The organism is Thermus caldifontis, from assembly GCF_003336745.1.
Classification (GTDB): Bacteria; Deinococcota; Deinococci; order Deinococcales; family Thermaceae; genus Thermus; species Thermus caldifontis.
Genome location: NZ_QGMX01000004.1, coordinates 1 through 11261 on the forward strand (window position 1 = coordinate 1; position 11261 = coordinate 11261).

Consider the following 11261-nt stretch of genomic DNA (forward strand, 5'->3'; position numbering starts at 1 on the left):
TTTTTCCTCCTTTGCCCCTATGCTAACACAAGATGGGCGTATAGTCTAGAGGTCGCAGGTCCGTGGTGTCAAGTAGCAAACGAAGGAATCAGAGAATCTCACCGGTCCAAGCTCGTGGACCAGCTTACAGTATACACCCGCCTGTGAAAGTTCTGTAAAAAGATGCTGGATCTCCCCCAGGGTCCGTACACGGCTCCTGGGGTGGTGTAGAATGCCCGAGGACCCCCGATGGGCCAAGGTCAGCCCGAAGGGCTACCTTGCGGGCTCAAAGCGCGGGGCCTAGGAGGTAAAGCATGGCTAAGGTTAGGCTGGAGCACGTTTGGAAGCGCTTCGGCAAGGTGGTGGCGGTGAAGGACTTCAACCTGGAAACCGAAGACGGGGAGTTCGTGGTCTTTGTGGGGCCTTCGGGCTGCGGCAAGACCACCACCTTGCGCATGATCGCCGGCCTCGAGGAGGTCTCCGAGGGCCGCATCTACATCGGCGACCGCCTGGTGAACGACGTGCCTCCCAAGGACCGGGATATCGCCATGGTCTTCCAAAACTACGCCCTTTACCCCCACATGAACGTCTACGAGAACATGGCCTTCGGTCTGCGCCTAAGGCGCTACCCCAAGGACGAGATCGACCGCCGGGTGAAGGAGGCGGCCCGCATCCTCAAGATCGAGCACCTCCTAAACCGCAAGCCCCGGGAGCTTTCCGGCGGCCAGCGGCAGCGGGTGGCCATGGGCCGGGCCATCGTGCGGGAGCCCAAGGTCTTCCTCATGGATGAACCCCTCTCCAACCTGGACGCCAAGCTCCGGGTGGAGATGCGGGCGGAGATCGCCAAGCTGCAAAGGCGGCTTGGGGTCACCACCGTCTACGTGACCCACGACCAGGTGGAGGCCATGACCCTGGGCCACCGCATCGTGGTCATGAAGGACGGGGAGATCCAGCAGGTGGACACCCCCTTAAACCTCTATGACTTCCCCGCCAACCGCTTCGTGGCGGGTTTCATCGGCAGCCCCTCCATGAACTTCATCCGGGCTGGGGTGGAGGTGCAAGGGGAGAGGGTGTATCTGGCGGCCCCGGGCTTCCGGGTCCGGGCCAATCCCGTCCTGGCCCAGGCTCTAAGGCCCTACGGGGGCAAGGAGGTTTGGATGGGCATCCGCCCCGAGCACCTGGGCCTGAAGGGCTACACGGTGATACCCGAAGAGGAAAACGTCATCCGGGGCGAGGTGGAGGTGGCCGAGCCCCTGGGTGCGGAAACAGAGATCCACGTGAGCGTGGACGGCACGGTGTTGGTGGCCAAGGTGGACGGCCACGCCCCGGTGAAACCTGGGGATCGGGTGGAGCTTCTCGCCGACACCTCCCGCCTCCACGCCTTTGACGTGGAAAGCGACGGGACCATTGGCCACGCCCAGGAAAAGGCTACCGTGGCCCGCTAGTTCTGGGAAGGAAGGGGGTGGGGAGAAACCCTCCCCGCCCTTTATCATGGAAGGGTGAGCCGACGGGATAAGCCCTTTATTGGAGGCATTACCAACGGAAACACCAGCAGCAGAACCACCTTGGCTTGCTCCCTGATCCAGGCCTGGGCCCACCAAAGATCCCTGGAGGATCTATGAAACCCCTCCTCAATGCCCTCGTCCTGCTGGCCCTCATCCCCTCCCTCCTGGCCCTAAAACCCCGGCTCCAGGCCGAGCGCCCCGGCCCCGTGGTGCTGGTGGTGGATGCGGAGGCCGTGCGGGAAGAAGCCCGAAGCCAAGGGAAAAGTCTTCGGGAGGTGCTCGCGGCTTACCGGGCCTTGGGAATCGAGGGTGTGGCCTTCCCGGAGCGTTTTGTAAAGGACTGGGTGGGCCAAGGGGCACTCCTCTACCGGGGTGGGAGAGAGCTTTTGGAGGCAGGCCTTCCCGCTAAACCCGGCTGGTTCTACCTCAAGGGGGAGCCCTGGCTCGTAAGCCATCTGGCCACAGCCTATGACCTGCCTGCCGAGCGGCTTGGCCCTTGGCTGGGATTCCCCTTGGATGTCCAGGCCTTCCCCGCCTTTTATCCCCTGGAGGAGATCCGGGCCGCCAAGGAGGCAGGCTTCTTTGTGGTGGTGCGCCCCATCAACCAGCGCTACCGGCGCCTGGACCCCTCCTTGCCCATCGTTCCCCCGCAGGCGGATGCGGTGGTCTTCGCGGGCCTCGAGGCCCTGGGCTATCCCCACCGCCTGGAGGAGGCCAAGAACCTGGTCCCGGTTCCCGTGGCCCTCATCGAGGGGACTCCCCAGCCGGGGCTTAGCGCCTACTGGGAAAAGGGCATCCTTAGGCTTTTCAGCCTCCGATACGAGTGGCAGCTCACCCTAACCCCCGAGGAGGCCGCGGACAAGTACGTGCTGGCCGCCCGGGAACGGGGCCACCAGCTCCTCTACCTTCGGCCCTACCCCTACCGCCAGGACACGGAGCGTTTCCTCAAGCGGATCCGGGAGGGCCTCGAGGCCAGCCACATCCCCCTGGGCCAGCCCCGGGTCCGTGGATTCACCCCAAGCCCCCTTCGCCATGCCGCCTGGGTGGGGGTAGCCTCGGGGCTAGGCCTCCTGGCCCTGGGGTTACCCATCTACGGGCCGTGGGTGGCCTTCCTTCTCCTTCTCCTGGCCCTGGGCTATGCGGGGAGCCAAGCGGGGGCCCTTCTCGCCGCCTTGGTCTTCCCCGTGCTGGGGTTTCTCGGCCCCAGGAACGGGCTTTGGATGTGGCTCCGTACCCTGGGTTACGCCCTGGCCGGGGCCATCTTCCTTTCCGCCTTGGGCTCCACCTCGGCCACGGTCATGGGACTTCAGGCCTTTAAGGGGGTTTCCCTCACCCTTCTGGTGCCCCCCCTCCTGGTAGCCCTAACTTTCCTGGAAAGGGATTTTAAAGGCGCCCTCACCCGCCTTTTCCTCCACCCCTTGCGCCTGGGAGAGGTGGCCTTGGCGGGGCTTGCCCTCCTTCTCCTGGCCCTGGCCCTTCTGCGCCGGGGCAATGATGCCCCCATAGTTCCCGAGCTGGAGCTCAAGCTGAGAAGCCTGCTCCAGGATGTCATGGTGCGCCCCCGCTTCAAGGAGGTCTTCGGCCACGCCCTTTTCCCCCTGGCCCTCCTCCTTCCCTGGCCCAGGTGGGTGCAAAACGGCCTCCTCTTCCTGGCCGCCCTGGGGGTGGCCTCCATCCTGAACACCTTCAGCCACTTCCACACCCCCCTTCCCATTTCCTCCTTCCGGGTGATGAACGGGGCTCTCTTGGGCCTCCTCCTAGGGCTCCTCGGGGTTATGCTGGTAAGGAGGCTTCGGGCATGGTGGTTGGGGTAGCGGGGTACTATGGGTTCAAGAACGCGGGGGACGAGGCCATCCTCGAGGCCATCGCCCGGGAGCTTAAGGCTCGGGGGCACCAGGTCCTGGCCCTTTCCGGCGACCCCAAGCAGACCGCCAAGGAGCACGGCATCCGGGCCGCCCACAGGCTCAATCCCCTAGCCCTCCTCCAGGCGAACCTCTGGCTTTTGGGCGGGGGCGGGCTTTTGCAGGACGCCACCAGCTCGCTAAGCCTTCTCTACTACCTGTCCGTGCTCCGGGCCGCGCGTTTTTTCCGCAAGAAGGTGGTGGTCTTCAACCAGTCCCTAGGCCCCCTTTCCCCTTGGGGAGAAAAGCAGGTGGTGCGGGCCCTAAGAGGGGTATCCCTGATCCTTCGCGACCAGGATTCCTTTGAATACGCGAAGCGCCTGGGCCTATCCCCCACCCTGGGTGCCGACCCCGCCCTCCTCCTTACCCCACCCCCGGTAAAGCGGGAGGAGGACCTGGTCCTCGTGATTCCCCGAGCCGGGGTGAACCCTGAGGCCCTAAGAAACCTCTACATCACCGCCAACCATCTATTCCACGAGGGGAAAAGGGTGCTGGTCCTACTTCTCCAGCCCGGCTACGACGACGAGGCAGGCAAGGTGTTCTACCCGCACCGAATCGAGGCCACCTCGGACCCCAGGCGGGTCCTTTACCTGGCCGCCCAGGCGGGGTACGTGATCTCCATGCGCCTGCACGGCCTTATCCTGGCGGCAGCCGCGGGCACCCCCTTCGCTGCCCTTTCCTACGACCCCAAGGTGGCCGCCTTCGCCAAGGAAACCGGGGCCTACTACCAGGAGCTTCCGGGTGATCCCATTAAGCTTTCCAAGGCCGCCATGTATGGCCGCTACCCCGACTGGGAAAAGGTGGCCGCCCTAAAGGAGAGGGCCCGGCAAAGCTTTGACCTGGCCTTGGGCGAGGCCAGCCCCGTCAAAAAACCCCACGGGCGCGGCTGAGCCGGCCCTTCAACCCCTCGGCGAAAGCCTGGAGGTCGGAAAGCGCTTCCTCCACCCCCTGTCTGAGCAGGAACTCCCCTGGGGAGAGGCGCTTGAGCAGGAGAAAGGGGGGCTGGGAAAGCACCTCCACCCCCTGGCGCACCACCTCGGGGATAAGGCCCTCCTCCAGGGCTTCCGCCTCCAAGTCCGCCAGCAAAAACACCTCCCCCATGGACCTGCGGGAGAGCAAAAGGAGGAAGGCGGCGAAGGCCCCGCGCTCGGAAAGCTCCGCCACCAGCCGGTCCTCCAGGGACTCCACCGCCTCGAGGTCCACGAACCCTTCCCTTAGCAGATCCTCCAGGTCCAAAGGGGAAAGGGGAAAGCGGGCCTTGAGGCGCACCAGGCGGCTCACCGCCTCCGGGGAAAGGTATCCTACCCCTTCCGGCACCCCCTCCTTTTGGGACTCCGGGGCCAGGATGGCCACGTAAGCCCCTTGCTGTCGGAAGGATTTAAGCAGGGCTGGCTCCCCTTCCCCTGAACGCAGCAGGACCAAACGCACCTCACGGCGCCCCAAGGGGGCTTTGTACACCCAAGGCGGGCCTCCCTCCAGGAGGAAGCCCAGCCGCCTTAACTCCTCGGTAACCCCTGGGGGCTCCAAGGCCCTTTGCGGCTCGTTGGGGAAAAGAACCTCTCTGGGATAGGGAGTAACCCGCACCCGCCTTTTTTCCGGCTTGGGATCCCCCATCTCCTTGGGGTCCTTCCCGGAACTGGCCGGCCTGGCTTCCCGCTTCTCGGGTGGGGCCGCTTCCCTGGACTCCGCCTGTCCCAGCCGGGGCAGGCCCCTGGGAGCGGCCTTAAGTTCCACCTCCTCCCCGCGGAAGTGGAGGAGGATGGTTTCGTTCACCGCCAGGCGGCGTTTCTGATAGTAGGGCAAAAGCCCCCGCACCACCCCCTGTTTCCAATCCACCTCCCCCTCGTACACCTCCCCATCCTCGTCCACGAAGCGCACCCGCTCCTTGCCAAGGAGGTGCTGACGGAGGGAAACGGTTAAGGCCATGGTGCCCGTTTGAATACAGGTGCTGGTCAACACATACCGTGCGGTCATATCACCTCCCGAGGTCCACCAAGGGACGGGGAATCCCTGCAGTGAGCATATAATACACCTCATAGGCCACGGCAAGGGTGCGCTCCACATCCCCCATGGCCCGGTGGGCTTCCCTAGGAGGAAGCTCCAAGACTTGGGAAAGAGCGTCCAGGCCGTAGCGCTTGAGACCGGGCATGGCCCTTTTGGCCAGGCGGATGGTGTCCACCACCGGGTTCTCCAGGGCATAGCCCATGCCCTCCAAGGCGGGCCGCAAGAATCCCAGGTCAAAGCTGGCGTTCTGGATCACCAAGGTGGCCCCTTGCAAAAGGGGGTAAGCCTGCTGCAACACCTCCTCGAGGGAAGGGGCCCCTTCCAGCTCAAAGGCGCGAATCCCGGTAAGCTTCTCAATAAAGGGGCTGGGAGGGCGGCTTGGGCGTACCAGGCTCTGAAAGCTCCTCCGCTCTCCCCCTTCCAGCCGCACCAGGCCCAGCTCGATCACCTCGTTGAGGCCAGGGGAAAGCCCCGTGGTCTCCAGGTCCAGGACCACCACCGCCTCCTTGGGATGGGGAAAAGGGTAGTGCCATTCCCAAAGCCCCACCTCCTCCCCCAAGAGGAAACGCCCGTCCAAAAGGGGCCGCACCACCGGCTCCACTGGCCCCCTGAGGCCCAGGGCCTCCCCCAGGACGGGAAGGGGCAAGGGCCTGCCCTCGGCCCGAAGCCTTCGCGCCAGGCGGGTAGCCAGGCGGTGGCGGAAGAAGGCATCCACTAGAAAGCCTCGCCTAAAGGGGTACGAAGGAAAGCCCGGTCCGTAGCCCTTTCAAAAGCCAGGGCCACCTGCAGGAGGAGCTCATCCCTACCCCGGGGGGCGAAAAGCTGGAGGCCCAGGGGAAGGCCATCCTCAAAACCCGCGGGGAAGGACAAGGCGGGAAGGCCCGTGAGGTTTGCCCCCACGGTGTAGAGGTCCTCCCGGTACATGGCCAGGGGATCGGGCCTCCCCCCCAAGGGAAAGGCCGGGTGGGGGGTAGTGGGAAGAAGGAGGAGGTCCACCTCTTGGAAAAGGGCCTGGGCCTCCGCCTTAAGCCGCCTGCGGAAGGCCTGGGCCCGGCCGTAATAGGCCTCGTAGTAGCCACTGGAGAGCACGAAGGTGCCCACCAGAATGCGGCGTTTAACCTCGAGGCCAAACCGGGCCCGGGTTTCCTCCACCACCCGCCAAAGCTCCTCCCCCTCAGCCCGGAAACCGTAAAGGGTCCCGTCGTAGCGGGCCAGGTTGGAGCTGGCCTCTGCGGGAGCCAGGATGTAGTAGGCGTTGAGGGCCAGGGGCAGGGAGGGCCAGGAAACCTCCTTGACGGAAAACCCAAGATCCTGGAAAACCGCCAAGGCCTCCTCCAAAGCTCCCTCCACCCCGGGGCTGTTCCCGGAAAGCCCCTCCCGGACCACCCCAAGCCTTAGAGGGGGCAGGGGCGCTTCCAGAGCCTCCTGGAACCGGGGCTTAAGGTCCAGGCTGGTGGCGTCCAAAGGATCCGGGCCGGAGATGGCGTCCATGAGGAGGGCCAGGTCCTGCACCGAGCGGGCCATGGGACCGATCTGGTCCAGGCTGGAGGCGTAGGCGATGAGGCCATAGCGGCTTACCCGGCCGTAGGTGGGTTTCAGGCCGTAAATCCCACAAAAGGCCGCGGGCTGACGCACGCTTCCCCCCGTGTCCGAGCCCAGGGCCAAAGGGGCCAGATCCGCCGCCACCGCCACCGCACTCCCCCCGCTGGACCCGCCGGGCACCCGGGTAGGGTCAAAGGGATTCCTGCTGGGGAAGAAGGCGGAGTGCTCGGTGGAGGAACCCATTCCGAACTCATCCAGGTTGGTCTTGCCTATGACCAGTGCGCCAAGGGCCTTTAACCGGGCCACCGCCGTGGCCTCATAAGGGGGTAGAAAACCCTCCAAAAGCCGGCTTCCCGCAGTGGTTCGCATCCCCTTGGTGACGATGTTGTCCTTGACGGCCACGGGAAGCCCGGCAAGGGGAAGGCTTGGGTCCAGGGTACGGGCCTCCTCCACTACCCCCTCGTTTACGGTAAGGAACGCTCCCAGTCCTGGGTCCAAGGAGCGGATCCGCTCCAGGTAAACCCGGGCCACCTCCAGGGGGGATACCTCCCCTTGCGCCACCTTGGCGCGGATCTCGTGGGCCAACATGCCCCTACTATAGCCGGAAGTGAAGGTTAAGCCAGTCGCGAAACCCCAGGTAGGCCTCCTCCCCACCCCTCGGCAAGTAGGTGACGTGGCCCGGCTCGTGCCGGAACCAGGTGTACTGCCTTTTGGCGTAGGCCTTCACCGCCTGGATATCCCGGGCCAGGGCTTCCTCTAGACTGTACTCCCCCCTCAGGTACCCCACCACCTCCTTGTAGCCAATGGCCTGCAGGGCGGTAGGCATGGTGGGGTACCGCTGCAAAAGGGCCTTTACCTCCTCCACCAAGCCCCGGGCGAACTGGCGCTTGGCCCTTTCCTCCAGCTTGGGGAAGAGCCAACCGCGCTCAGGCCAGAGGACCAGCTTCCTGTAGGCAAACCGGGGCGGGCGAGGGGGAAAGCGGGCAGGGGGGATTCCCGTGCGCCTCACCACCTCCAAGGCCCGCACCAGCCGCCTGGGGTTTTTATCCACCCGCAGGGCATCCTCCGGGCTAACCCGAGCAAGCTCGGCCACCAAGGCCTCCAGACCCCTTTCCGCAAGCTCCCGCCAAAGGGCTTCCTGCACCTCAGGATCCGGTGGCGGCAGGGTGGGAAGCCCCTGGGAAAGGGCCCGGATGTAGTACCCCGTCCCCCCCACCACCAAAGGGATGCCTCCCCGGGCCAGGATATCGGCGATGGCCGTTTCCGCCAGCTCCACCCACCGCACCACGCTCAGGGCCTCCGAGGGATCCAGGATGTCCACCAGGTGGTGGGGCACCCTCCGCCTCTCCTCCAGGGTGGGCTTGTCCGTGCCGATATCCAGACCCCGATAGACCATGGTGGCGTCGGCGGATACCACCTCGAGGGGAAGCTCCTCCCCCAGTTTCAACGCCAGGAGGGTCTTTCCGCTTCCCGTGGGACCCGCCAGGACGGGGATCGTCTCCACATCCCTTATGCTAAGGGCATGCTGGAGCGCCCAGACCGCCTGGAAACCCTGCGTAAGCTAAAGGAGCTGCAAGACCGCATCGCCCAGCTGGCCTACCAGCTCACCGGGGAGGAACCCGCCGCCTGGACCCCCAGGGTGGACCTCCTGGAGGACGAGGAGCACTATATCCTGTTGGTGGACCTGCCCGGCGTGCGCCCTGAGGACCTGGAGCTTCTGGAGGAGGGAAGCCGCATCACCCTGGCGGGCATCCGCCACCCCCTGCCCGGGGTCTATTTGCTGGAAGAAAGACCCATGGGCACCTTCCGCCGCACCCTGGACTTACCCGGCCCCGTGGAGGAGGGCACGGCCCAGGCCAGCCTCCGTCAGGGGGTGTTGGAGGTGCGGTTCAAGAAACGCAAAGGGGCTCCCCTACCCCTCTCTCAGTAACGAACCTGGTGGCAGGCCCGGCACCGGGGCTCGTAGTGCTCCTTGGCCCCCACCAGGATGATGGGGTCCGTGTAGCGGGCAGGCTTTCCGTCCACCAAGCGCTGGGTGCGGGTGGCGGGGGCTCCGCACTGGGCGCAGATGGCGGTGAGCTTCTCCACGAACTCCGCCCGGGCCAGAAGCTCCGGCATGAGGCCAAAGGGTTCCCCACGGAAGTCCAGGTCCAGCCCCGCCAGGATCACCCGCACCCCCTGCCGGGCCAGCCCCTCCGCCAAGGGCAAAAGGCCGGCATCCAGGAACTGCACCTCGTCCACGGCCACCACCTGGGGCAAGGGGGATAGGTACGCCTCTATTTCCCTGGCCTCGCCCACGGGGATGGCCTCCACCCGCTGGCCGTCGTGGCTCACCACTTGGCTTTCGTGGTAGCGGGTATCCAGCCTGGGCTTGAACACCAAAACCCGCTGCCGGGCGATAAGGGCCCGCTTGACCCGGCGGATGAGCTCCTCGCTCTTGCCGGAGAACATGGGCCCGGCTATAACCTCGATCCAACCTTGGCGGTGCAATACCGGCGGCATCCTGCCCCGGATTTTACCCGGGGATAGGGTAACCCCAGGCTACGCCCCTGAACCTCAGGTCAAGGTGTCCCCCAGCGCCTCTAGGGCAGGCAAAAGAAGGCCACCTTGGCCCCGGCCCAGGCCCTGGGAGGCGGGCAGTTGCCCGATGTATAGACCGTCTGCTCCCCCCAAAGGGATTGGGGGCCATTAGGACCCCTGGCCCAGCCTCCCCTGGAGGTACGCCAGGGAGAACCAAGCAAGGAAATCCTGAAGCTTTTAGGGAAGAGGAAACGAGGCCCCGAAGGGCCTCGTGTTTCCCCAACTTAGGAGTAGCCTCAGCGCCCCTTGCGGTAGGAATCCCCGTAACGGCGCTGGAAGCGCTCCACGCGGCCTTCCGTGTCCACAAAGCGTTGCTGCCCCGTGTAGAAGGGATGGCAGTGGCTGCAAACCTCCACGTGGATCTCGGGCCGGGTGGAGTAGGTGTGAATGACGTTGCCGCAACCGCAGATGATGCGGGCGGGAACCAGCTTGGGGTGGATGCCTTCCTTCACGTTTCGCCTCCTTTCGCACGGTCTTGGCCGTGCGCAAAACCGCCTTTTAGTTTAACCCTTGCCCTGGCTTGCCGCAAGCCTAAGGCGGGGGCAGACGCCGCCACCTGGGGCCGAAGAGCCTTCGGCGGAGGCGCTCCCAGGCCACCCAAGCCGCCCCGAGGCCCACGGCCAGCGCCATAAGAAGCCAGAGCACCCCCAAAACCCCAAGCCCCACCAAGGCCAAAAGAAGGAGCACCAAGGGCCAATACCAGGAAGTGCGCACCCCTTCACTTTACCCCAAAACCGGGCTAGAATGGAGGATGCCCCAGGATAGGGGGGCGGTCGCGCCCGGGAGCCGAACCTCCCGGGTGAGGAAAGTCCGGGCACCATAGGGCAGGGTGCCAGCTAACGGCTGGGCGGGGTAACCCGACGGAAAGTGCCACAGAGAAAAGACCGCCAGCGGCCAGGCTAGGCCTGGTGCGGGCAAGGGTGAAACGGTGGGGTAAGAGCCCACCGCGCCTCCTGGCAACAGGGGCGGCACGGCAAACCCCACCCGGTGCAAGGCCCAGTAGAGGGGAAGGGCTTGCCCGGCCCGCCAGAACCCCTGGGATGGGCCGCTTGAGGCCGGCGGCGACGCCGGTCCCAGAGAGATGACCGCCGAAAACAGAACCCGGCTTACGCCCTGTCCTGGGGCTCCCCAAGCTTCGGCTTGGGGTTTTTTTCTGGTGGCAAGAGTGGGACATGAGTGGGGCGGAAGTGGGAGATGGTGGAAAACTGTGGGAGGTCTATGCTATACTCCCTAACGAAAACCCTCTTGTGGGTAGGGGCCTTTTGGGTAATCCCAACCCCCAACAGCCCCAGAGGGTGGGACCAGGTGGGAAATGCCCTTCGGCGAGTACCAGTACAGCCTGGACGACAAGGGGCGGGTGGTGATCCCCGGCCCCTTCCGGGATTTCCTCGAGGACGGCCTGGTGCTCACCCGGGGGATGGAGGGGTGCCTCTATGTCTTCCCCTCCGATCGCTGGCGGAAGATCGAGGAGCAGCTGGTCAACCTTCCCCTCACCGACGCCCAGGCCCGGGCCTTCGTGCGCTTCTTCTACTCCGGAGCCTACAAGACCCGCATGGACAATGCCTCCCGGGTCCTGATCCCCCCTCCCCTCCGCCAGTTTGCCGGCCTGCAGGAAGGGGGTGAGGTGGTGATCGCCGGAGCCCCGGGGAGGCTGGAGATTTGGAGCCAGGAGCGTTGGTGGAAGACCATAGAGGAGATCATGCAAAACCCACCGGCCCCCGAGGCCTTACGAGGACTTATTGGATAGGAG

The 11261-nt window shown here is 65.1% G+C and carries 12 protein-coding genes and 1 other RNA gene; 6 read left to right on the forward strand and 7 right to left on the reverse strand.

Annotated features, from left to right (window positions below; genetic code table 11):
• The first annotated feature begins 293 nt into the window (after positions 1–293).
• From DK874_RS06805 to csaB, 3 genes are all read left to right on the forward strand, one after another.
• Complete coding sequence (locus DK874_RS06805; RefSeq protein WP_114313276.1) at positions 294–1424, forward strand: ABC transporter ATP-binding protein; 1131 nt, start codon at positions 294–296, stop codon at positions 1422–1424.
• Between the two features lie 173 nt (positions 1425–1597).
• On the forward strand, positions 1598–3298 hold the full coding sequence (locus DK874_RS06810) for a DUF5693 family protein (protein ID WP_114313277.1): 1701 nt from the start codon (positions 1598–1600) through the stop codon (positions 3296–3298).
• The gene (csaB, locus tag DK874_RS06815; RefSeq protein WP_114313278.1) at positions 3283–4275 is read left to right on the forward strand and encodes a polysaccharide pyruvyl transferase CsaB; all 993 of its coding nucleotides are present in this window, start codon (positions 3283–3285) and stop codon (positions 4273–4275) included. The genes DK874_RS06810 and csaB overlap by 16 nt, the downstream gene beginning before the upstream one ends.
• Here csaB and DK874_RS06820 read toward each other — a convergent pair.
• From DK874_RS06820 to miaA, 4 genes are read right to left on the reverse strand one after another with little or no spacing between them, the layout of a single operon-like run.
• Entirely contained in the window at positions 4250–5359 is a 1110-nt protein-coding gene (locus DK874_RS06820) for a hypothetical protein (protein WP_114313279.1), read from the reverse strand. The two genes, csaB and DK874_RS06820, sit on opposite strands and share 26 nt — an antisense overlap.
• 1 nt (position 5360) lies before the next feature.
• Complete coding sequence (locus tag DK874_RS06825) at positions 5361–6104, reverse strand: 3'-5' exonuclease (RefSeq protein ID WP_114313280.1); 744 nt, start codon at positions 6102–6104, stop codon at positions 5361–5363.
• Positions 6104–7519, reverse strand: coding sequence for an Asp-tRNA(Asn)/Glu-tRNA(Gln) amidotransferase subunit GatA (gene gatA, locus DK874_RS06830; RefSeq protein ID WP_114313281.1), 1416 nt, complete (start codon positions 7517–7519; stop codon positions 6104–6106). The genes DK874_RS06825 and gatA overlap by 1 nt, the downstream gene beginning before the upstream one ends.
• Positions 7520–7526: 7 nt before the next feature.
• Positions 7527–8435: a tRNA (adenosine(37)-N6)-dimethylallyltransferase MiaA gene (gene miaA, locus DK874_RS06835; RefSeq protein WP_114313282.1), complete on the reverse strand. Its 909-nt coding sequence runs from the start codon at positions 8433–8435 to the stop codon at positions 7527–7529.
• Positions 8436–8453: 18 nt separating this feature from the next.
• On the opposite strand from miaA, the gene DK874_RS06840 reads away from it, so the two are divergent.
• Positions 8454–8861, forward strand: a complete 408-nt coding sequence (locus tag DK874_RS06840) for an Hsp20/alpha crystallin family protein (protein ID WP_114313283.1) — start codon at positions 8454–8456, stop codon at positions 8859–8861.
• Here DK874_RS06840 and DK874_RS06845 read toward each other — a convergent pair.
• The 3 genes from DK874_RS06845 to DK874_RS06855 form a co-directional block, all read right to left on the reverse strand.
• Positions 8855–9433 carry a thymidine kinase gene (locus tag DK874_RS06845; RefSeq protein WP_114313284.1) on the reverse strand — a complete coding sequence of 193 codons (579 nt, stop codon included), beginning with the start codon at positions 9431–9433 and terminating at the stop codon, positions 8855–8857. The two genes, DK874_RS06840 and DK874_RS06845, sit on opposite strands and share 7 nt — an antisense overlap.
• Before the next feature lie 314 nt (positions 9434–9747).
• Complete coding sequence (gene rpmE, locus DK874_RS06850; protein WP_114313285.1) at positions 9748–9963, reverse strand: 50S ribosomal protein L31; 216 nt, start codon at positions 9961–9963, stop codon at positions 9748–9750.
• Between the two features lie 79 nt (positions 9964–10042).
• A complete protein-coding gene (locus DK874_RS06855; RefSeq protein ID WP_114313286.1) occupies positions 10043–10225 on the reverse strand; it encodes a hypothetical protein in 183 nt (60 codons plus the stop codon).
• A gap of 43 nt (positions 10226–10268) precedes the next feature.
• On the opposite strand from DK874_RS06855, the gene rnpB reads away from it, so the two are divergent.
• Positions 10269–10636: RNase P RNA component class A (gene rnpB / locus DK874_RS06860), an RNA gene on the forward strand.
• A gap of 187 nt (positions 10637–10823) precedes the next feature.
• The gene (gene mraZ / locus DK874_RS06865; RefSeq protein ID WP_114313287.1) at positions 10824–11258 is read left to right on the forward strand and encodes a division/cell wall cluster transcriptional repressor MraZ; all 435 of its coding nucleotides are present in this window, start codon (positions 10824–10826) and stop codon (positions 11256–11258) included.
• Positions 11259–11261 lie beyond the last annotated feature (3 nt).

Bases quoted from the DNA above. Each gene is read 5' to 3' on its own strand.
- csaB (WP_114313278.1), top strand. From the start codon at position 3,283: ATGGTGGTTGGGGTAGCGGGGTACTATGGGTTCAAGAACGCGGGGGAC.
- DK874_RS06845 (WP_114313284.1), bottom strand. From the start codon at position 9,433: ATGCCGCCGGTATTGCACCGCCAAGGTTGGATCGAGGTTATAGCCGGG.
- DK874_RS06840 (WP_114313283.1), top strand. From the start codon at position 8,454: ATGCTGGAGCGCCCAGACCGCCTGGAAACCCTGCGTAAGCTAAAGGAG.
- DK874_RS06805 (WP_114313276.1), top strand. From the start codon at position 294: ATGGCTAAGGTTAGGCTGGAGCACGTTTGGAAGCGCTTCGGCAAGGTG.
- mraZ (WP_114313287.1), top strand. From the start codon at position 10,824: ATGCCCTTCGGCGAGTACCAGTACAGCCTGGACGACAAGGGGCGGGTG.
- DK874_RS06810 (WP_114313277.1), top strand. From the start codon at position 1,598: ATGAAACCCCTCCTCAATGCCCTCGTCCTGCTGGCCCTCATCCCCTCC.
- gatA (WP_114313281.1), bottom strand. From the start codon at position 7,519: ATGTTGGCCCACGAGATCCGCGCCAAGGTGGCGCAAGGGGAGGTATCC.
- DK874_RS06820 (WP_114313279.1), bottom strand. From the start codon at position 5,359: ATGACCGCACGGTATGTGTTGACCAGCACCTGTATTCAAACGGGCACC.